Below are 19,740 nucleotides of genomic sequence, written 5' to 3' on the forward strand. Positions count from 1 at the left end.
CCTCGAGGACGTCATTTTCCGATCTCGACGGCGTCGCTCCGGGTCTCCTCGCTGTCATTCCCGCGCAGGCGGGAATCCAGGAAGGCGGGGAGGGCAGAGCTCGGGAAACTCAACGGTGTTCATCGACAAGAGCCAGTGGACGCCCTGGATTCCCGCCTGCGCGGGAATGACGGGGGTGAGACCACATACGGCCGAGGAGAAGGCCCTAGAATTTTTCGATGCAGATTTCACCCACCATCTTCAAAGCCTACGACGTGCGCGGCGTCGTTCCCGCCACCCTCGACGAGGAAGTCGCCGAGGTGCTCGGTCGCGCATTCGGCACGATCGCCCAGTCCGAAGGGGAACGCGCCGTCGCCGTCGGCCGCGACGGAAGGCTGAGCGGCCCCGCATTGAGCGCCGCGCTCATCCGCGGCCTCACCGCCTCGGGCATGGACGTCCTCGACATCGGCATGTGCACGACCCCGATGCTCTACTTCGCCGCGAGCACGCTCACGACGAGCGGCATCCAGGTGACCGGCAGCCACAACCCGAAGGACTACAACGGCTTCAAGATGGTGATGAACGGCCGCGCCATCTTCGGCGAGGAAATCCAGGCTCTGCGCCGCATGATCGAAAGCCGCAGCTGGACGGACGCCGAGCGCGAAGGCACCGTTCGCAACGTCAACATCTTCCTGCCCTATCGAGATCGCATCGCGTCGGACATCGTGCTCGCCCGGCCGCTGAAGCTCGTGGTCGATTGCGGCAATGGGGTGGCCGGCGCGTCGGCCCCGGCCATCTATCGCGCAATCGGCTGCGAAGTGATCGAGCTTTTCACCGAAGTCGACGGAAACTTCCCGAACCACCACCCGGACCCGAGCAAGCCCGAGAACCTGCGCGACCTGATCGCGAAGCTGAAGGAAACGGGCGCGGACCTCGGGCTCGCGTTCGACGGCGACGGCGACCGGCTCGGCATCATCACGCGCAACGGTCAGAACATCTACCCGGACCGGCAGATGATGCTCTTTGCGCGCGACGTGCTCGGCCGCGTGCCGGGCGCGACCATCGTCTACGACGTGAAGTGCACGCAACGCCTCGCACCCGCGATCCGGGAGGCGGGCGGTGAACCGATGATGTACAAGACCGGCCACTCCCTCATCAAGGCGAAGATGCGCGAGGTGGGCTCGCCCCTCGGCGGGGAGATGAGCGGCCACATCTTCTTCAAGGAACGCTGGTTCGGCTTCGACGACGGCACGTACGCGGGTTGCCGGTTGCTCGAAATCCTTTCGAAGCACGACGACCCGGGCGCGGTGCTCGAAGCGCTGCCCACGAGTTTTTCGACTCCGGAGCTGAACGTGAAGTGCGCCGAAGGCGAGCCGCACCGCGTCGTCGCCGAACTCGTGCGGCAGGCGAAGTTCGCGCCGCCGGCCGAGGTCTCAACGATCGACGGTCTGCGCGTCGACTGGCCGGACGGCTTCGGCCTCATCCGCGCGTCGAACACGACTCCCGTGCTGGTGCTGCGCTTCGAAGGCCACACCGAGGCCGCGATGCACCGCATCGAAGAGGAGATGCTCGCCGTGCTGCGCGCCGTGAAGCCGGATGCGCGCATCGGCGATGCGAGCCACTAAACTCGCTGGATTCCCGCTTTCGCGGGAATGACGGAAGGTCCGGCATTTCGCTGTGTCCACGGCACGTGTCGAGTTCTCGGCGCGTGTCGGGTCTCCGGCGCGTGTCGAGGCTTCGGCACGTGTCGAGTCCCCGGCATGCGCCGTGTCTTCGGCGACTTGTCGTGTGCCGTGCGCTTCGTCATCCCCGCGAAAGCGGGGATCCAGAAAAAGAAGGCTCCTTGCGGATTCTTGTCGTCAAACTCTCTTCGCTGGGTGACGTCGTGCACACCCTGCCGGCCGTGCAGGACATCGTGCGCGCCGTGCCGCACGCCACCATCGACTGGGTCGTCGAACGCGGCTTCGCGCCGCTCGTGCAACGCTGCGAAGGCGTGCGGCGCGTGATCCCTTCGGAGCTGCGGCGCTGGCGCCGCGCGCTGCTCGCGCCCGCCACGCGCGCCGAATGGTCCGCCTTCCGCTCGCGCCTGCGCGAGGTGGAATACGACGCGGTGATCGACCTGCAGGGGCTCACGAAATCGGCCGTCGTCTCCCGCGTGGCGCGCGTGTCGCGGCAGGGCCGTCGCTACGCGATGGCCAATCGGACCGACGGCGCGAGCTACGAACTGCCCACGCGCTGGGTGGCGGACGTGGCCGTGCGGGTCGAGCCGCGCATCCACGCGATGACGCGTGCGCGCGAGATCTGCGCGCGGGCGCTGGGCTATGAAGTTCCAGCGGACTTGCGCTACGGCCTCAGCGTGCATCCCCCCGAGAAAGCGGGCGCGAAGCCGTGCATCGCGCTGATTCACGGCTCCTCGCGCGCCGACAAGTGCTGGCCCGAGGCGAGCTGGGCCGCGCTCGCGGGGCGCCTCGTGCAGCAGGGCTTCGAAGTCGCGCTGCCCCACGGAACGGACGAGGAGCTCGCGACGAGCCAACGGCTGGCCGCGCGCATCGGCCCGGCCGCGACGGTGTGGCCGAGGCTGTCGCTCGATGCGCTGCTGGATCGCATGGCGGGCTGCGCGGGCGCGATCGGCGTCGACAGCGGCTTGAGCCACATCGCGGTGGCGCTCGGTCTCGCGCACGTGCAGATCTACAACTTCGACACCGCCTGGCGCACCGGCCCGCTCGACACGCCTCATCAAGCAAGCGTCTTCGCGCGGCCCACCCCTGTGGTCCCCGAGGTGTGGGATGCGTGGACGCGAGTCGGGCAGTCCACAATCGCGCGATGATCCGGCCCCGCGAACGCACATCGCTCGCGCGCTCATCGCTCGCGCGCCCATTGCTTTCGCGCTGCGCCTTGGCGCTCTACTCGCTGGCGGTGATCGGCGTGCAGCCGCTGCTCAGGCGCAAGCTGCGGCGCCGCGGCCGGGCCGAGGCGAAATACCTGGAGAACATCGAAGAGCGGTTCGGGCACTACGGTGCGCCCACGCAGCCCGGGCGCCTCTGGATTCACGCCGTGTCGCTCGGCGAAACGCGCGCGGCGGCGGTTCTCATCGAAGAACTTCGCAAGCGCGATCCGTCGCTACGCATCCTCCTCACCAACGGCACCGCGACGGGACGCGCCGAGGGCGAGCGGCTGGTCCGCGAGGGCGACGAGCAGGTCTGGCAGCCGTGGGACACGCCCGAGGCCGTGCGCCGCTTTCTCGAGCACTTCAGGCCGTGCGCGGGCGTGCTGATGGAAACCGAGGTGTGGCCCAATCTGATCGAAGGATGCAAGGCGCGCGGCATCCCCATCGCGCTCGCGAACGCGCGCATGAGCGAAAAGACGATGCGCCGCACGCAGTGGGGAGCGCGGCTGCTGCGGCCCACGTATGCGGCGCTGTCGGCCGTGTGGGCGCAGACCGGGGACGACGCGCGCCGGCTCGCGCAGACGGGCGCCACGGTGAAGGGCGTATTCGGAAACCTGAAGTACGACGCGACGCCCGACACCGCGCAGCTGGAGCGCGGCGTCGCGTGGCGCACGGGGCTGGACCGCCCCGTGGTGATGCTCGCGAGCTCTCGCGAAGGCGAGGAGGCGGAGTTTCTCGCGGCCTTGCCGCGCGACGCCGATGTGCAATGGCTGATCGTGCCGCGGCATCCACAGCGGTTCGACGAAGTCGCGCGGATGGTGGCGCAGGCAGGGTGGTCGGTTTCGCGCCGGTCGGCGTGGGGCGCCGTCCCGCAGGCGGCGCAGGTGTGGATCGGCGACTCGCTCGGCGAGATGGCGCTCTACTATGGGCTGGCCGACGTCGCGCTGCTGGGGGGCAGTTTCGCGCCGCTTGGAGGGCAGAACCTGATCGAGGCGGCCGCGTGCGGGTGCCCGCTCGTGATGGGGCCGCACACGTTCAATTTCGCCGAGGCCGCGCAGCTGGCGTTGCACTCGGGCGCGGCGGTTCGCGTGGCGTCGATGCGGGAGGGCGTGATTGCGGCGCGCGAGCTCGCGCGCGACCGCGGGCGTTTGAACGAGGCCGCAGCGGCGGGCGAGCGATTCGCGGAGGCCAATCGCGGTGCGGCAGCGAAGACGGCGCAGGCGCTGCTGGAGCTGCTGGAGCTGCCGGAGCTGCTGGCGAAGCAACGGTGAGGCGAATCGCTACTTCACCACCAACGTATTCAGCCGCGCCACATCGCCTTCTTCCAGCGTGCCGTTGGCCTGCCTCAGCTTCAGGTGTCCCAGCAGCACGTTGTACCGAGCCTGCGCGAGATCGCGCTTGGTCTGGTAGAGCTGGCTCTGGGCATTCAGCACGTCGATGTTGATGCGCACCCCCACCTGATAGCCCAGCCGGTTCGCATCCAGCGCGCTCTGGCTCGAAGCCTCCGCGGCCTCGAGCGCCTTCACCTGGCTTTGGCCCGACACCACGCCGAAATACGCCGTGCGCACCTGCTGCGCGACGCTGCGCCGCGTCGCGTCCAGATCGGACTTCGCCTTGTCCTCGAGCGACAGCGTCTCGCGCACGCGATTTTCCACGGCAAAGCCGGAGAACAGCGGCATGTTGAACGTGACGCCGACGGTGCCGCTCTTCGGCGTGAACGTGAACGGCGTGGACGAATTGCCCTCGAGGTTGCGCTGCCACCCGTAGTTGGCCGTGAGATCCACGGTCGGCTTGTGTCCGGCGCGCGCCTTCTCCACTTCGAGTCCGGCAATCTCGACGGCGGCCCGGGCCTGCTCGATCGCGGGACTCGCCGTTTCGGCCTGCTGCACCCACGCCTGCGGATCGGCCGGCTGCGGCGGGGGCACCGACATCGGCGCGGCGATGGGGTCGGGCTTCGCATCGGCCTTGCCCACCAGCGTATCGAGCGCGAGCTTCTTCACCCGCAGGTCGTTGTCCGCCGCGATTTCCTGCGCGATCACGAGGTCGTAGCGCGCCTGCGCCTCGCGCGTGTCGGTGATGGTGGAGGTGCCGACTTCGAAGTTGCGCTTGGCCGATGCGAGCTGCTCGGCCACGGCCGCCTTCTGCGCCTGCACGAAGGCAAGCGTGTCCTGCGCCGCGAGCACGTCGAAGTACGCCTGGCTCACCCGCACGATCAGGTCCTGGCTTGCCTGCTTCAGCTGCTGCGCGGCCTGATCGGCCTGCCACTTCGCCTGGCGGTAGGTCGCGAGGTTCGCGGGCCGGTACAGGGGCTGCGACGCCGAGATGCTCGCGCCCTGCGTCGTGTACTCGCGGTCCGTGGGCGGCACGTCGATGTCGATCGCGCTGCGCGAGATGCCGGCGCTGAGCCCGACGGTCGGCAGCAGCCCGGCACGGGCCTGTTCGGCTCGAGCGAGGTTCGCGTCGTACTGCGAACGGGCCGATTGCCACGTCGCGTCCTGTGCCTTCGCCAGGTCGTACAGCGCCAGCAGGCTCTCGGCCCGCGCCGCCGGTGCGAACACGGCGGCAAAAGCCAACGGCATGGAAATGAGCCGCATCGATCTCATGAGTCCGGTCCTCGGTTTCTTGATGGATACCACGTCGGTTCGTCGATTCTTCAGTAGCGCGGCACGCCCGCATCCAGCTCCTGGCTCCAGGCATCGATGCCGCCCGCCACGTTGGCGACCCGCTCGAAGCCGCTTTGCGCGAGGAACATCGCCACGCGCAGGCTGCGCGTCCCGTGGTGGCACAGGCACGCCACGGGACGCTCGGGGTCGATCTGCGCCACCCACGCGGCAACCCGGTTCATCGGCACCGTCGCCAGCTCGAAGCCCGAAGGCGCCACGCTCGCGGCCTGCACCTCCCAGGGCTCGCGCACGTCCAGCAAAAGCGCCGTGGCAGCGTGCGGGCCGAGCGATGCGAGCCAGTCCTGGAGTTCGCTGGGGCGCACTTGAACGAGCATCGTCTTTGTTTCCTCGTCTTCCTTCAGAAGCGAAAGCGCGAGGGCTCGGGGAAATTGCGCAGGCGCGGCGCCGCCGTGTCCCACGGCTGGCTCGTGGTCCAGCCCGCCTCGCTCGCGCGCGTCACGAAAGTCGCGCGCATCACCGGCTCTTCCCCCACGATCGCGGCGAGGCGCCCGCCCACCTTCAGTTGCGCGAGGATCGCCTGCGGCACTTCGGCCACCGACCCGGACAGCACGATCACGTCGAAGGGGCCCTCGGCGGCGAGTCCCGCCGAGCCGTCGGCTTCGCGCACTTCCACGTTGGCGATGCCCGCCCGCGCGAGATTGCCGCGTGCCATCTGCACGAGCCGCGGCTCGATTTCGAGCGAGATCACGCGCTCGGCGCGCCGCCCCATGAGCGCGGCCATGTACCCGGAGCCGGCGCCGACTTCCAGCACCTTCTCGTTGCGCTTCAGATGAACGTCCTGCACGATGCGCGCTTCCACCTTGGGCTCGAGCATGCATTGGCCGCTTTCGATCGCCTCCGCGGCCGAGCCCGCAAGCGGGATCTGCATGTCGACGAAAGCGAGCGCGCGATGCTCGGCCGGCACGAACTCCTCGCGCTTCACTTCGTCGAGCAGGGCGAGGATTTCCAGATCCAGCACGTCCCAGGGGCGGATCTGCTGTTCGATCATGTTGAAGCGGGCGCGAGCCAAATCGAGTGCGGCGTTCATGGCGGGTTTTCTTCGGGCGGGGTCAGGACAAACCATCCATTCTAGAAGCGGGCACGGCCTGCCCGCCCGCCCCGCCGGACGCAGTCTTCGGTTTGCGTCGCAGCCACTGCGCGAAGTCGTCCAGATAGCAGTAGACGACCGGCACAACCACGAGCGTGAGCAGCGACGACGTGATCACGCCGCCGATCACTGCCTGGCCCATCGGGGCGCGCTGCTCGGAGCCTTCCGTGAGCGCGAAAGCAAGCGGCACCATGCCGAAGATCATCGCGAGCGTGGTCATGAGGATCGGGCGCAGCCGCACCCTGGCCGCGTGCAGCAGCGCCTGCGAACGTTCCATGCCCGGCTCGCGCGTGCCGTCGGGGCCCACCGCGCCCTCGCGGGCCCGGTTGGCGAAGTCCACGAGCAGGATCGCGTTCTTGGTGACGAGCCCCATCAGCATCACGATGCCGATGATGGAGAACATCGACAGCGTCGAGCCGAACAGCATCAGCGCGAGCACCACGCCGATCAGCGTGAGCGGCAGCGACGTCATGAGCGCGAGCGGCTGCAGGAAGCTCTTGAACTGGCTCGCGAGGATCATGTAGATGAAGATCACGGCCATCGCAAGCGCCGAAACCGCGTAGCCGAACGACTCGGCCATGTTCTTCGTCGAGCCGCTGAAGGAATAGCGGTAGCCCGGCGGGAAATGCACTTGCTCCAGTTGCGCGCGGATGTCGCTCGAGATGTCGCCGGCCGCGCGGCCGTCCGCGTTCGCGTTGATCGCGACTTCGCGCGTGAGGTCGCGCCGGTTGATCTGATTGGGCCCGGTCGATTCGCGGATCGTCGCCACCTGGTTCAGCCGCACGATGCGCGTGCTGCCATCGGCATTCGTCCCCATCGCGAACGGCAGGCGCTGCAGGTCCTGCGGGGCGCCGCGCGCTTCGGGGGCAAGGCGCACGTTCACGTCGTAGGTCTGGTCGTCCGGCGCGCGCCAATTGCCCACGGTCTGCCCGGCCACGAGCGTGCGCATCGAAGCCGCGATCTGCGCGACCGACAGGCCGAGGTCGGAGGCGGCGTCGCGCTTCACATCGACCTGCACCACGGGCTGGTCGGCCTTCACGCTCGAGTCGAGGTCGACCAGGCCGGGAATACCGCGCACGCGTTCCATGACGAGGCGTGAAAGCCGCTCCAGCTCCTTCAGGTCCGGCCCCTGCAGCGAGAACTCGATCTGCTTGTTGCCGCCCACCGCGTCGAGCAAGCCGACGTGCGTGACGGTCATGCCGGGGACTCGCTGCAGCCGTTCGCGCACGATGGCCGACATCTGATCGACGTTGCGCACGCGGTCCTTGCGGTCGGCAAGGCGCACGTAGACCGAGCCGTAGATCTTGCCCGAGCCGGCGGTGTTGATGGTCGAGAGCGTGTAGCGCACCTCGGGAAACTCGCGCACGATCGCTTCGACCTGCCGTGCCTTGGCTTGCGTCACTTCCAGCGACGAGCCCACGGGCGTGTAGAAGTTGATGCTCATCTCCGAGTAGTCCGCCTTGGGGACGAACTCGGTGCCGAGCAGCTTCGTCATCGCGATCGAGAGCACGAAGATCGCGCCCGCCACACCGAGCGTCGTGAGCTTGTGCGCGAGCGACCACCGCAGGATCGCCTGGTAGGCGTCGATCGAGCGCTCGGTCGCGCGGTCGAACCAGCCCGTCACGCGGCCGATGGTCCGCTCGTACAGGGTGACGCGTTCGCGCGGCTTGCCGTGCTTGCCGATCTCGGGGTCGTGCCACACCGAAGAGAGCATCGGATCGAGCGTGAAGCTCACGAACATCGAGATCAGCACCGCGCCCACGATCGTCACGCCGAACTGATGGAAGAACTTGCCGATGATGCCGCCCATGAAGCCGATCGGCAGGAACACGGCCACGATGGAAAACGTGGTGGCGAGCACCGCGAGGCCGATCTCGTTGGTGCCGTCGAGCGCGGCGGCGTACGGGGGCTTGCCCATCTGCACGTGGCGCACGATGTTCTCGCGCACGACGATCGCGTCGTCGATGAGGAGCCCCACGCACAGCGACAGCGCCATGAGCGTCACCATGTTGACGGTGAAGCCGAACGCGTACATGAGCAGGAACGTGCCGATGAGCGCGATGGGCAGCGTGAGCCCCGTGATGACGGTCGAGCGCCACGAATTCAGGAAGAGAAACACGATGAGCACGGTGAGCGCGGCGCCTTCGACGAGCGTGCGCTGCACGTTTTGCACCGAAACGCGGATCGGCCGCGAGGCATCGGTGACTTCCTCCAGGCGCAGGCCCGCGGGCAGTTCGGCCCGCATGTCGGCCACGGTCTGCTTCAAACCGTCGATGACCGCGATGGTGTTCTCGTCCTGCGACTTCTGCACCGTGATGAGGAGCGTGCGCTCGCCGTTGTAGAGCGCGAGGCTGTCGATTTCCTGGGCGCCGTCGGAAACGCGCGCGACCTGGCTCACGCGCACCGCCGCGCCAGCGCCCGCGGCGCCGGCGCCCGCGGCGGCCTTGCGCGTCACGATGATGTCGCCGAACTGCTCCGGCCGGCCCACGCGCGCGTCGATCCGCACCGTGCGGTCCTGCGCGGTCGAGCGGATCGAGCCGAGCGGAAGGTCCTGGTTTTCGTTGCGCACGGCGGCCACGACCTGGTCCGCGGTCACGCCGAACGCTTCCATCGCGATCGGATTCAGGTAGATGTCGATTTCCCGCTTGGTGCCGCCCACGAGATTCACCGAGCCGACGCCGCGCACGTTTTCCAGGCGCTTGCGCAGGACCTGGTCGGCCCAGTTGGTGAGTTCCACCGGGTTCATCGGCTTGCCCCGCGAGGCGTCCGGCAGCACGGCCACCGACCAGATCGCCTTCGCGGCGGGATCGAAGCGCACGACGCGCGGCTCCTTCACCTCGGTGCGGAAGGTGGGCTTGACCGAAGCCACTTTCTCCCGCACGTCTTCGGCGGCCTTGCGCCCGTCCACGTAGAGCTGGAACTCGATCACGACGACCGACTGGCCCTCGTAGCTGCGCGAGGTGAGGGCGTTGATGCCGGCGATCGAGTTGACCGCTTCCTCGATGTTCTTCGAGACTTCGCTTTCCACCACTTCCGGCGAGGCGCCGGGGTATTCGGTGATGACGACGACCACCGGAAAGTCGATGTTCGGGAACTGGTCGACATTCAGCCGCGAATAGGAAAAGAGTCCGAGCACGACGATGGCCAGCATCACCATCGTGGCGAAGACGGGGTTTTTCAGGCTGACGCGGGTGAACCACATGCTACGGACTGGGTCTCCTGCCGCCTCCGGCGCCGGGGGCGGGCAGAGGCGGGGACGGCGCGTACGGCACGGCCTGCGTGAACTTCACGTTCGTGCCTTCGCGCAGCGGCCCCACGTGTCCCCGGATCACCACCGCACCGGCAGGCAAGCCGCTCACCGCGACCCACGTCTGCCCGTCGGCTTCTCCGCGCGCGCCGGCTTCCACCGCCTTGTGCACGACCTTGCCGTTTTCCACGACCTGCACGTAAGGCGAAGGCTTGTCCGTGCGCACGGCGGCCAGCGGCACCGCGAGCGCATTGGCGCGGCCGGTCGCGAGCGTGCCTTGCGCGAAGAGGCCGTGCCGCAGGCCGGGCACGGGCGCAATCGCGAGATACGCCACCACGCTGCGGCTGCCCGCCTGCGCGCTGGGATTGATGCGAACCACCCTCGCTGCCACCGGTTGCGCGCTGCCTTCGACCTGCAGCACGGCATCCTGCCCGATGCGCACGTCCATCGAATCGGTGGCCGAGAGCGTGGCTTCCAGCTCGAGGCGGCTCAGATCCACGATCTCGACCACCTTGCCGTCGATGGCGATGCGCTCGCCGGATTGCGCGAGGCGTTGCGACACGATTCCCGCGATCGGCGCGCGCAGGACCGTGTCGTCCAGCGCCTTTCGCGCCACCTCCACCGCCGCGAGCGCGGCCTGGTGGTTCGCCTGCGCGGAGACGAAGTTGTTCCACGACGTGTCGAGCGCGGTCTTCGAAATGAAGCCCTGGTCGACGAGCGCCTTGTTGTTGTCCCACTGGCGCTGCGCGATCTCGATCTGCGCCTTGGCCGAATCCGCCTGTTCCTGCGCCTGCTTCAGCCGGGCGCGGCTTTCCGTTTCCTCCACGCGCGCGATCACCTGGCCGGCCGTGACGGGGTCGCCTTCGCGCACCGTGAGGCCGAGCAATTCACCCGCGATGCGCGCCTTCACGACAGCGGAGTTCACGGCCTTCAGCGAACCGGAGATCGGCAGGCCCTGGGTCAGCTCGCGCGGCTGCGCCTGGACGACGTCGCTGGAGGCGAGCTCCACGACGACTTGCTGCCGATGCTCGGCGGCGCTCGCCTGCAGGGCCTGTTGCGCCCGGCGCGCGGAGAGCACGCGCATCGCGCCCGCGGCGGCGAGGAGCAGCACGAGCGCTGCGATCGCCCAACGCCAGTGGATGCGCTTCATTGCGTCTTCGCGCCGTTGCCGGCCGCGGCACACATCCCGCGCAGGACGATGTCGGCCTGCGATTGCAGATAGCGTTCGGGGTCGAACGCGTACTCCTGCGGCACGCAGGGCGCGAGCGAATGCTTCACCATCACGAGGTAGACCATCGGCGCGATGATGCTGTAGATCGCGTGGTCGACGTCCAGCTCGCGGAATTCGCCGCTTTCCACGCCGCGCCGCAGGATGCGGCGGATCAGCTCGTTGCCGGGGCGGATCACTTCCTGCTGATAGAACGCGGTGATGTCCGGGAAATTGCGCGCCTCGCTGATGATGAGCTTGGTGATGCCCGATGCGCGCGTGTTGCCGATGCGCTCCCACCAGACCCGGAAGCAGTAGCGCACCATGTCGGCCGTGCTGCCTTCGAAGGAGGCGAATTCCTCGTTCCATTCGGCGAAGCGTCCCGAGATGTTCTCGCGGACCACGGCCTTGAACAATTCTTCCTTGCTCGGGAAATAGAGAAAGAGCGTCCCCTTCGAGACGCCCGCGCGCGCGGCGACTTCCTCCGCCCGGGTGGCGGCGAAGCCCTTTTCGACGAACAGGTCGAGCGCGGCATCGAGCAGTTCGCCGGGCCGCGCCTGCTTGCGGCGTTCGCGCTTGGCCTGAGTCTCGTCGCCGCGAGGCGAGGCGCCGGACTTGCCGAGAATGGGCGAGAAGGACGACATGAAATTATTAATGACTGACTGGTTAGTAATGTAGCGGAGCGGTCATGGTCGAGTCAAGACCGGTAAGCCCGCCGTGCCCCGAGCGACTACAGTTCATCCCCGATTCAGGAGAAACGAACGTGACCACCGAATCCATCGTGCTTGGCGGCGGCTGCTTCTGGTGCACCGAGGCCGTCTTCAAGGAAGTCCGCGGCATTGTCGACGTGGAGTCCGGCTACAGCAACGGCCGCGTGCCGCATCCGAGCTACGAGCAAGTGTGCAGCGGCACAACGGGCCATGCGGAAGTCGTGAAGCTGCAATACGACCCCGAGCGCATCAGCGTGCGCCAGATCCTGGAAATCTTCTTCACCGTGCACGACCCGACGCAGTTGAACCGGCAGGGCAACGACACCGGCACGCAGTACCGCGGCGGCATCTACTACACGACCGAGGCGCAGAAGCGCGAGGCCGAGGCCATCATTTCGGAGCTTGCGCGCGACAAGGTGTATGCGCGCCCGATCGTGACCGAAGTGCAGCCGCTTGCGAACTACTGGCCCGCCGAGGAGTACCACCAGGACTTCTTCGAGAAAAATCCGTTCCAGGGCTATTGCGTGGCCGTGGCGGCGCCGAAGGTGGAGAAGTTTCGCAAGACATTCCAGGAGCTTGCGAAAGCGTGAGACGGCGGGCGGCCGCGCCGATCACGCCTTAGACTTCACGCCGTGATCGAAACCAGAGCCCTGCGCTACGAATACCCCGCCGGCCCCGTTCTTTCCTTCTACGACGTCGACGTCCGGCAAGGCGGGGTGCTGCTGCTGCAGGGGAAGTCGGGTTCCGGCAAATCCACCTGGCTCGCGCTCGCCGCCGGACTGCTCACGCCCGCGGCGGGCGAAGTGGTGGTCGCGAACCAGCCGCTGTCGAAACTCTCCCATGGCAAGCGCGATGCCTGGCGCGCGCGCACGATCGGCTTTTTGCCGCAGAAGCTGCACCTGAGCGATGCGATGTCGGTCGAGCGCAACCTCGCGCTGTCGTACTTCGCCGCCGGCGTGCCCGAGAACCTCGCCACGATCCGGCGCGCGCTCATGGCGCTCGGCGTGCGCGAACTCGCGCAGCGCCGGCCCTCGCAGCTCTCCGGCGGGCAGTTGCAGCGCGTCGCGCTCGCACGCACCATCCTCATGGAGCCCAAGGTCATCCTCGCCGACGAACCCACCGCGAGTCTCGACGACGAATCGGCGGCCATCGGCCTGAAGCTGCTGCGCGACTGCGCCACGCAATGCAACGCGACGCTCGTGATCGCGACGCACGATGCGCGCGTGCAGCAGGCCTTTCCTGCGGCGGTGGTGCACCTCATGGCCCGCCGGCAGGCGGCGGCGCTCTCATGAAATCGATCGCGCTCGCCTTTCGCTATCTGTGGTCGCGCCCGCTCGCGGCCTTGCTGAACCTCCTTCTGCTCACGCTCGGCCTCGCATCGATCACGTTCGTCGTGCTCGTGAGCCATCAGGTCAATCGCGCGTTCGACCGCGACCTCGCGGGCATCGATGCGGTGGTGGGCGCGAAGGGCAGTCCGCTGCAGCTCATCATGGCGGCGGTGTTCCAGATCGACGTGCCGCCGGGCAACGTGCCGCTCGCGCAAGTGCAGAAGCTCGCCGCGCTGCCGCAGCTCGAGCGCGTCATTCCGCTGGCGCTCGGCGACAGCTATCGCGGCTATCGCCTGGTCGGGACGACGGCGGCCTATCTCGACCACTACCGCGTGCGCGTCGCGCAAGGCGAGCTCTGGCGGCGGTCGATGCATGCCGTGATCGGCGCGGAGGTCGCCAAGGCCACGGGCATGCAGCCCGGCGCGAAGTTCAGCGCCGTCCACGGCTTTTCCGCCACGGGCGACACGCACGACGAAGCCCCGTTCGAGGTGATGGGTGTGCTCGCGCCGTGCAACTGCGTGCTCGATCGCCTCATCCTCACGACCGTGGAGTCGGTGTGGCGATTGCACGAGAAAAAGCCCGAGGCGAAGCCGGGTCTGCGGCTCGCGCCGTCGTTCTCCATGGCGCCCCCGGCCGCGGCCTCGGCGCCCGATGCCGCCGCGTCCGCGCCGCTTGCCGCCGCATCCGCTGTCGATGCCGGTGCGGCAGGCAGCGAGGAAAAGCCCGAGCAGCCGCAGCCCGAAGTGACAGCCGCGCTCGTCACCTACAAGTCCGCGCAGGCCGCTGCCGGGTTCGTGCGCTACGTCAACACGCAAACCACGATGCAGGCGGCTTCGCCGCGCGTCGAAGTGGACCGGGTGCTGCGCCTCATGGGCGTGGGAACCGAAGTGCTGCGCGGTCTCGGCGCGGTGCTCCTGCTCACGGCCGCGCTATCGGTGTTCGTCGCGCTGTGGAACGCGGTGCGGGAACGCCGCATGGACCTGGCGATGCTGCGCATGCTGGGCGCGACGCCCACGAAGGTGAGCGTGCTGCTGCTGTGCGAAGCCTTCTGGCTGGCGTTGCTCGCGTCGATCCTCGGGCTCGCGCTCGGCCACGGCCTCACGGCCATCGTCGGCTATCTGCTGCAGGCGCAGCAATCGCTGCCCGTCACGGGCGCGCAATGGGTGGCCGCCGAAGCGTGGATTCCTTTCGCGGCGCTCGTCACCGCACTGATTGCCGCGCTCACGCCGGCGATCAGCGCCTACCGGCTGGACGCGGCGACGATGCTGAACGTGCGGTAGCGATGTGAGTCCATCCGTCCATTCCGTCATGCGATTTCGACGCTGCGCGACCGGATCCACGAGGCGAATTCAGCCTCCGTGATGTCTCCGGCCGCCACCGCCAGCATGGTGAGCACCGCATCCGAATCTTCGGCCGCGAGAACGTATCCGTTCAACGACAGGAATAGTTCGGTCGCCACGAATGCGGTCCGCTTGTTCCCATCGACGAAGGGATGGTTTCGCGAGAGGCCGAAACCATATGCAGCCGCGAGGTCCGCGAAATCCGGTTCTCCGTAGGCGTGGAGATTCTCGGCGCGCACCAGCGCCGACTCGATCAGGCTGGGGTCGCGCGTGCCCGTGCCGCCCCCATGCTCGGCAAGCTGGGCTTCGTGAACGGCGAGAATGACTTCCTGTTGCAGCCAGACCCAGCGCTTCACTTCGCGAGCTCACGCAGCACCGCACGCCGGCGCTTCATGATCTCGCGCGCCGCGCGCATCTGCCGCTCGAACTCGGGATTGTGCTTCGTGATTCGCATTCCATCCGGCGAATCAGTCACGTAGAACTCGTCGCCCTTTTCGAAGTCGTGCTTGGCCATCAAGTCCTTCGGAAAAATCGCGCCCACGGAGTTCCCTATCTGAATGAACTTCAACTTGTGCATGATCGGCCCGAACGGTTATTACGTCTGTAATAATACTCCGGGTTGGCCGCTGCGGCCACCTCATCTTTCCTATGGCGCCAGCCGCTCGCGTATCCACGCTGCCTGCACCAGCGAATACCTGAGCCGGTCATGCAGCCGGCTCTTGCGCCCCTGCCAGAACTCCCACCGGTCCGGCACGAGCCGAAAGCCCCCCCAATGCGGCGGACGAGGCGGCTTCAGCATGAATTGCGCACCGTATTTCGCGGCGTTCGCCACGAGCACCGAGCGGCTCGCGATCACCTGGCTCTGGGGGCTTGCCCACGCGCCGATGCGCGAATCGAGGGGACGCGTCGCGAAATAGGCATCGCTTTCTTCCGCGCTTGCCTTCTCCACGCGGCCTTCGATGCGCACGACCCGCTCCAGCTCCACCCAGTGGAACTGCAGCGCGGCGAACGGATTGCCCGAAAGCTCGACGCCCTTGCGACTCTCGTAGTTCGTGTACCAGACGATGCCGCGCGCGTCATAGCCCTTCAGCAGCACGACGCGCGTGCTCGGCCGCAGGTTGCCCGCGACGGTGGCGAGCGTCATCGCGTTCGGCTCCGGAACTTCGCTGGCCATCGCCTCGGCGAGCCACTGGTCGAACTGCCGCAGCGGGTCGGCGTGCGAGGCTTCCTCGCTCAGCTCGGCGCGTTCGTAGGACTTGCGCAGTTGCGCAATCCGCTCGGATGCCCCGGAAGTCGTGCTCATGTCAGGGATTGTCTCATCGCCGCCTAACACTTCACCGCCTACAGTTGCGCTCGCCCACACGACAACGAAAGGAAGGGATCGTTCCATGGTCACCCTGAACGTCAACGGACGGGACGTCGCGCTCGACGTCGACCCATCCACCCCCATCCTCTGGGCCCTGCGCGACACGCTGGGCATGACCGGCACCAAGTTCGGCTGCGGCATGGCGCAGTGCGGCGCCTGCACGGTGCACATGAACGGCCAGCCCATCCGCAGCTGCGTGACGCCGGTTTCCGCGGCCGCGGGCCAGAAGATCACGACCATCGAATCCCTTTCCTCCGACCGTGTCGGCCGCGCGGTGCAGGACGCGTGGGTGAAGCACGACGTCGCGCAGTGCGGCTACTGCCAGAGCGGCCAGGTGATGAGCGCCACGGCGCTGCTGAAGTCCAACCGCAGGCCGACCGACGCGCAGATCGATGCGGCCATGGCCGGCAACATCTGCCGCTGCGGCACCTACGCGCGCATTCGTGCCGCGATCAAGGATGCCGCCGGGCGGCTCGCCTGAGGAGGACACGCCATGCACTTCGAACCCACTTCGATCGAACTGCCGAAGCTCCTGCAGGCACGCGCACGCGACAGCGGCCTCGACCGCCGCGACTTCCTGAAGCTCACGGGCGCGTCGGGCTTCGCGCTCGGCGCATTTCCCCTGATGGCCGCCGCGCAACAGCAGCAGGCTTTGGCACCATCCGGCTTGAAGCCGACACAGCAACCGTCGGCCTTCGTTCGCATCGCACCGGACGGCATCGTCACGGTCACGATCAACCGCCTCGACTTCGGCCAGGGCGTGCAGACGGGCCTGCCGATGCTGCTCGCCGAAGAGCTCGATGCCGACTGGTCGAAGGTGCGCAGCGTCCACGGCTCGGCCGATCCCGCGTACGTCGACCCGATCTTCGGCGTGCACCTCACGGGCGGCTCGAACTCCATCCACAACTCGTTCATGCAGTACCGCGAGCTCGGCGCGCGCACGCGGGCGATGCTCGTCTCCGCGGCGGCGGCGCAGTGGGGCGTGGCGCCCGGCGAGCTTCGCACGGACAATGGATTCGTCATCGGCCCGGGCGGGCGCCGCGCGGGCTACGGCGAACTCGCCGAAGCCGCGATGAAGCAGCCGGTGCCGCAGACAGTGACGCTGAAGGACGCGAAGCAGTTTCGCATCGTCGGCAAGCCCACGGGGCGCCTCGATGCCCGCGCGAAGTCGAGCGGCGGGCAATCCTACGGCATCGACCTGCGGCTGCCGGGCATGCTCACCGCCGTGGTGGCGCATCCGGCCGTGTTCGGTGCGAAGGTGAAGTCGCTGGACGATGGCGCGGCGCGCGCCGTGAAAGGCGTGAAAGCGGTGCTGCGGATTCCCGCGGATCGCGGCGGGGAAGCGGTCGCGGTGGTGGCCGACGGCTACTGGCCCGCGAAGACGGCGCGCGATGCGCTCAGGATCGAATGGGACACCTCCGGCGTGGAGAAGGTCGACAGCGCGAAGCAGCTCGCCGACTACCGCGAACTCGCGAAGCAGCCCGGGCTCGTGAAGTACGACGCCGACATGTCGAAGCTCGCGGGCGCGGCGCATCGCATCAGCGCGGAATTCGTCTTCCCGTACCTCGCGCACGCGCCGATGGAGCCGCTCAACTGCACCGTGGCGTACGACGGCCAGGGCGCGGAACTCTGGATGGGCACGCAGATGCCGGGACTCGACGCGATGGCGGCGTCGCGCACGCTCGGCGTGCCCCCGCAGGCGGTGAAGGTGAACACGCAGATGGCCGGCGGCGGCTTCGGCCGCCGCGCGATCCCGACCAGCGACTATGTCGTGGAGGCCTGCCAGGTGGCGAAGGCCGCGCGCGCCGCCGGCGTGAACGCGCCGGTGCGCACGCTCTGGAGCCGCGAGGACGACATCCGCGGCGGCTACTACCGGCCGATGCACGTGCACCGCGCCGACATCGCCTTCGATGCCGACGGCCGCATCGTCGCGTGGGACCACGTGATCGTCGGCCAGTCGATCCTGAAGGGCACGCCCTTCGAGGAAATGATGGTCGAAAAAGGCATCGACCGCACGCTGGTGGAAGGCATGCGCGAGCCGTACGACGTGCCGATGCGCCTCGTCGTGCATCAGCCGCAGGTGAACGTGCCCGTGCTCTGGTGGCGCAGCGTGGGCTCCACGCACACGGCGTACGTGATGGAGACGCTGATCGATGAAGTCGCCCGCACGGCGCGGCAGGACCCGGTCGCGTGGCGCATGAAGATGTTCGGCGACAGGCACGCGCGTCACAAGGCGGCATTGCAGCTCGCCGTGGACAAGTCGGGCTACGGGCATCGCGCGTTGCCCGCGGGGCGTGCGTGGGGCGTCGCGGTGCACGAGTCGTTCGATTCCGTCGTGGCGTACGTGGTCGAAGCCTCGGTGACGAAGGGTGTGCCGAAGCTGCACAACGTGACGGCGGGCGTGCACTGCAACTTCGCCGTGAATCCGCTGTCGGTGGAGGCGCAGGTGCAGGGCGCGGCGCTGATGGGCCTGGGCACTTGCCTGCCGGGTGCGGCCATCACGCTGAAGGACGGCGTGGTGGAGCAGAGCAACTTCCACGAGTACAGCGTCGCGCGGATCGGCGACATGCCGCGGATCGCCGTGCACATCGTGCCGAGCGCCGAGCCGCCGACGGGCATGGGCGAACCGGGCCTGCCGCCGCTGGCGCCGGCCTTCGCGAACGCGATCGCGCGGCTCACCGGGCGCACGCCGCGCGAGTTGCCGTTCAAGCTCGCGTGAACGTCGAGCCGGTCGTGCTGGTGCTCGCCTCGGGACGAGGCGAGCGCTTCATCGCATCCGGCGGCACCGGCTCCAAGCTGAAGGCGCTGCTCGCGGGCAAGGCCGTGCTCGAACACACGCTGGACGCCGTGCGCGCGAGCGGCTTGCGTTGGCACGTCGAAGACGCGGGCCACGAAGGCATGGGCGATTCGATTGCCGCGGCGGTGCGCGCGACGCGCGATGCCGCGGGGTGGCTCGTGCTGCCGGGCGACTTGCCGCTCGTGAAGCCCGAAAGCCTTCGGCGTGTCGCGCAGGCGCTGCGCGACGACGCGATCGTCGTGCCGTTTCACCGCGGCCTGCGCGGGCATCCGGTCGCGTTCGGATCGTCCTTCGGTGACGCGTTGGCGGCACTCACCGGGGCCGAAGGCGCCGCCTCGATCGTGCTGGCGCATGTTCCCGTGACGCTGGAGCTCGACGATGCCGGCATCGTGACCGACATCGATACCGTGGAGCAGCTCGCGGCGGCGCAGTCGTTGCTGAAGCGCTGACACGGCAGTTCGCGCTGTCGGCCCGGGCCGACAGAAGTGCGACACACGAGGCTGACACGCCGCGCGCGCTGGCACCGGTACAAGCGAAACGGATGACGGTGTCCGATCTCTTTGCGCTCGATACCTCGCCGCTGGAACTTGTACTTCGCGGAACGCTCATCTACTGGGCGCTGCTGCTTACCTTCCGCTTCGTGCTGCGGCGCGACCTGGGCTCGCTCAACGTGTCCGACGTGCTGTTCATCGTCATCGTTGCCGATGCGTCGCAAAACGGCATGTCCGGGGGGTACGACACCGTTTCGGAAGCGATGGTGCTGATCGGCACGCTCGCGGGATGGAACTATCTGCTGGACGTCGCGAGCTACCGCAGCGCGCTCGTGCGGACCCTCCTGCAGGCACCGCCGCTCATTCTCATCCGGGACGGCAAGGTCATCGCGCGAAACCTGCGCCGGGAGTTCCTCACGCTGGACGATCTGCACTCGCAACTGCGCGAGGCGGGCATCGCATCGATCGCGGACGTGCGCGAGGCCTACCTCGAAAGCGACGGGAAGTTCTCGGTGATCGAGCGCAAGCCGGGCGGGCGCGAGCGGCAGGTCCCCGGCAAGGACGGGCCGGCGGGCGGCAGCGCCGGCTAACCGGCATCGGACGCCGCGTCGGACGCC

Annotated in this window: 19 protein-coding genes; 10 read left to right on the top strand and 9 right to left on the bottom strand. The window is 68.1% G+C overall.

Annotated features, from left to right (window positions below; translation table 11 throughout):
- The first annotated feature begins 218 nt into the window (after positions 1–218).
- From VHA82_RS22680 to VHA82_RS22690, 3 genes are all read left to right on the top strand, one after another.
- On the top strand, positions 219–1,604 hold the full coding sequence (locus tag VHA82_RS22680) for a phosphomannomutase/phosphoglucomutase (RefSeq protein ID WP_325547447.1): 1,386 nt from the start codon (positions 219–221) through the stop codon (positions 1,602–1,604).
- Between the two features lie 218 nt (positions 1,605–1,822).
- On the top strand, positions 1,823–2,806 hold the full coding sequence (gene waaC, locus VHA82_RS22685) for a lipopolysaccharide heptosyltransferase I (RefSeq protein ID WP_325547448.1): 984 nt from the start codon (positions 1,823–1,825) through the stop codon (positions 2,804–2,806).
- A complete protein-coding gene (locus tag VHA82_RS22690) occupies positions 2,803–4,137 on the top strand; it encodes a 3-deoxy-D-manno-octulosonic acid transferase (protein WP_325547449.1) in 1,335 nt (444 codons plus the stop codon). Before waaC ends, VHA82_RS22690 begins: the two co-directional genes overlap by 4 nt.
- Before the next feature lie 9 nt (positions 4,138–4,146).
- Here the strand turns inward: VHA82_RS22690 and VHA82_RS22695 are convergent, their stop codons facing one another.
- From VHA82_RS22695 to VHA82_RS22720, 6 genes are read right to left on the bottom strand one after another with little or no spacing between them, the layout of a single operon-like run.
- Positions 4,147–5,469, bottom strand: coding sequence for a TolC family outer membrane protein (locus VHA82_RS22695; protein WP_325547450.1), 1,323 nt, complete (start codon positions 5,467–5,469; stop codon positions 4,147–4,149).
- Between the two features lie 50 nt (positions 5,470–5,519).
- A complete protein-coding gene (locus VHA82_RS22700; protein WP_325547451.1) occupies positions 5,520–5,864 on the bottom strand; it encodes a rhodanese-like domain-containing protein in 345 nt (114 codons plus the stop codon).
- A gap of 23 nt (positions 5,865–5,887) precedes the next feature.
- On the bottom strand, positions 5,888–6,577 hold the full coding sequence (locus VHA82_RS22705; RefSeq protein ID WP_325547452.1) for a protein-L-isoaspartate O-methyltransferase: 690 nt from the start codon (positions 6,575–6,577) through the stop codon (positions 5,888–5,890).
- Between the two features lie 22 nt (positions 6,578–6,599).
- Complete coding sequence (locus VHA82_RS22710; protein ID WP_325547453.1) at positions 6,600–9,839, bottom strand: efflux RND transporter permease subunit; 3,240 nt, start codon at positions 9,837–9,839, stop codon at positions 6,600–6,602.
- Between the two features lies 1 nt (position 9,840).
- Complete coding sequence (locus VHA82_RS22715; RefSeq protein ID WP_325547454.1) at positions 9,841–11,034, bottom strand: efflux RND transporter periplasmic adaptor subunit; 1,194 nt, start codon at positions 11,032–11,034, stop codon at positions 9,841–9,843.
- Positions 11,031–11,735: a TetR/AcrR family transcriptional regulator gene (locus VHA82_RS22720; RefSeq protein WP_325547455.1), complete on the bottom strand. Its 705-nt coding sequence runs from the start codon at positions 11,733–11,735 to the stop codon at positions 11,031–11,033. The genes VHA82_RS22715 and VHA82_RS22720 overlap by 4 nt, the downstream gene beginning before the upstream one ends.
- Before the next feature lie 119 nt (positions 11,736–11,854).
- On the opposite strand from VHA82_RS22720, the gene msrA reads away from it, so the two are divergent.
- The 3 genes from msrA to VHA82_RS22735 are packed head-to-tail and all read left to right on the top strand — an operon-like array spanning position 11,855 to position 14,409.
- The gene (gene msrA / locus VHA82_RS22725; RefSeq protein ID WP_325547456.1) at positions 11,855–12,391 is read left to right on the top strand and encodes a peptide-methionine (S)-S-oxide reductase MsrA; all 537 of its coding nucleotides are present in this window, start codon (positions 11,855–11,857) and stop codon (positions 12,389–12,391) included.
- Positions 12,392–12,433: 42 nt separating this feature from the next.
- Positions 12,434–13,093 (top strand): ABC transporter ATP-binding protein, encoded by a 660-nt coding sequence (locus tag VHA82_RS22730; protein ID WP_325547457.1) that lies wholly within the window; start codon positions 12,434–12,436, stop codon positions 13,091–13,093.
- A complete protein-coding gene (locus VHA82_RS22735; RefSeq protein WP_325547458.1) occupies positions 13,090–14,409 on the top strand; it encodes an ABC transporter permease in 1,320 nt (439 codons plus the stop codon). The genes VHA82_RS22730 and VHA82_RS22735 overlap by 4 nt, the downstream gene beginning before the upstream one ends.
- Positions 14,410–14,435: 26 nt before the next feature.
- Here the strand turns inward: VHA82_RS22735 and VHA82_RS22740 are convergent, their stop codons facing one another.
- From VHA82_RS22740 to pdxH, 3 genes are all read right to left on the bottom strand, one after another.
- Entirely contained in the window at positions 14,436–14,825 is a 390-nt protein-coding gene (locus VHA82_RS22740; protein ID WP_325547459.1) for a type II toxin-antitoxin system death-on-curing family toxin, read from the bottom strand.
- Complete coding sequence (locus VHA82_RS22745; protein WP_325547460.1) at positions 14,822–14,983, bottom strand: AbrB/MazE/SpoVT family DNA-binding domain-containing protein; 162 nt, start codon at positions 14,981–14,983, stop codon at positions 14,822–14,824. The genes VHA82_RS22740 and VHA82_RS22745 overlap by 4 nt, the downstream gene beginning before the upstream one ends.
- A 132-nt stretch (positions 14,984–15,115) precedes the next feature.
- Positions 15,116–15,772 (bottom strand): pyridoxamine 5'-phosphate oxidase, encoded by a 657-nt coding sequence (gene pdxH / locus VHA82_RS22750; RefSeq protein WP_325547461.1) that lies wholly within the window; start codon positions 15,770–15,772, stop codon positions 15,116–15,118.
- A gap of 85 nt (positions 15,773–15,857) precedes the next feature.
- Here pdxH and VHA82_RS22755 point away from each other — a divergent pair, with 85 nt between their 5' ends.
- From VHA82_RS22755 to VHA82_RS22770, 4 genes are all read left to right on the top strand, one after another.
- Entirely contained in the window at positions 15,858–16,316 is a 459-nt protein-coding gene (locus tag VHA82_RS22755; RefSeq protein ID WP_325547462.1) for a (2Fe-2S)-binding protein, read from the top strand.
- 12 nt (positions 16,317–16,328) lie between these two features.
- The gene (locus VHA82_RS22760; protein ID WP_325547463.1) at positions 16,329–18,554 is read left to right on the top strand and encodes a xanthine dehydrogenase family protein molybdopterin-binding subunit; all 2,226 of its coding nucleotides are present in this window, start codon (positions 16,329–16,331) and stop codon (positions 18,552–18,554) included.
- The gene (locus VHA82_RS22765) at positions 18,551–19,081 is read left to right on the top strand and encodes a nucleotidyltransferase family protein (RefSeq protein ID WP_325547464.1); all 531 of its coding nucleotides are present in this window, start codon (positions 18,551–18,553) and stop codon (positions 19,079–19,081) included. The genes VHA82_RS22760 and VHA82_RS22765 overlap by 4 nt, the downstream gene beginning before the upstream one ends.
- A gap of 92 nt (positions 19,082–19,173) precedes the next feature.
- Entirely contained in the window at positions 19,174–19,713 is a 540-nt protein-coding gene (locus tag VHA82_RS22770; RefSeq protein ID WP_325547465.1) for a DUF421 domain-containing protein, read from the top strand.
- Positions 19,714–19,740 lie beyond the last annotated feature (27 nt).

The sequence above is a fragment of the Ramlibacter sp. genome (assembly GCF_035548915.1).
GTDB lineage: Bacteria > Pseudomonadota > Gammaproteobacteria > Burkholderiales > Burkholderiaceae_C > Ramlibacter.

Bases quoted from the DNA above. Each gene is read 5' to 3' on its own strand.
- VHA82_RS22680 (WP_325547447.1), top strand. From the start codon at position 219: ATGCAGATTTCACCCACCATCTTCAAAGCCTACGACGTGCGCGGCGTC.
- VHA82_RS22690 (WP_325547449.1), top strand. From the start codon at position 2,803: ATGATCCGGCCCCGCGAACGCACATCGCTCGCGCGCTCATCGCTCGCG.
- VHA82_RS22695 (WP_325547450.1), bottom strand. From the start codon at position 5,469: ATGAGATCGATGCGGCTCATTTCCATGCCGTTGGCTTTTGCCGCCGTG.
- VHA82_RS22700 (WP_325547451.1), bottom strand. From the start codon at position 5,864: ATGCTCGTTCAAGTGCGCCCCAGCGAACTCCAGGACTGGCTCGCATCG.
- VHA82_RS22705 (WP_325547452.1), bottom strand. From the start codon at position 6,577: ATGAACGCCGCACTCGATTTGGCTCGCGCCCGCTTCAACATGATCGAA.
- VHA82_RS22710 (WP_325547453.1), bottom strand. From the start codon at position 9,839: ATGTGGTTCACCCGCGTCAGCCTGAAAAACCCCGTCTTCGCCACGATG.
- VHA82_RS22715 (WP_325547454.1), bottom strand. From the start codon at position 11,034: ATGAAGCGCATCCACTGGCGTTGGGCGATCGCAGCGCTCGTGCTGCTC.
- VHA82_RS22720 (WP_325547455.1), bottom strand. From the start codon at position 11,735: ATGTCGTCCTTCTCGCCCATTCTCGGCAAGTCCGGCGCCTCGCCTCGC.
- VHA82_RS22735 (WP_325547458.1), top strand. From the start codon at position 13,090: ATGAAATCGATCGCGCTCGCCTTTCGCTATCTGTGGTCGCGCCCGCTC.
- VHA82_RS22745 (WP_325547460.1), bottom strand. From the start codon at position 14,983: ATGGCCAAGCACGACTTCGAAAAGGGCGACGAGTTCTACGTGACTGAT.
- pdxH (WP_325547461.1), bottom strand. From the start codon at position 15,772: ATGAGCACGACTTCCGGGGCATCCGAGCGGATTGCGCAACTGCGCAAG.
- VHA82_RS22755 (WP_325547462.1), top strand. From the start codon at position 15,858: ATGGTCACCCTGAACGTCAACGGACGGGACGTCGCGCTCGACGTCGAC.
- VHA82_RS22760 (WP_325547463.1), top strand. From the start codon at position 16,329: ATGCACTTCGAACCCACTTCGATCGAACTGCCGAAGCTCCTGCAGGCA.
- VHA82_RS22770 (WP_325547465.1), top strand. From the start codon at position 19,174: ATGACGGTGTCCGATCTCTTTGCGCTCGATACCTCGCCGCTGGAACTT.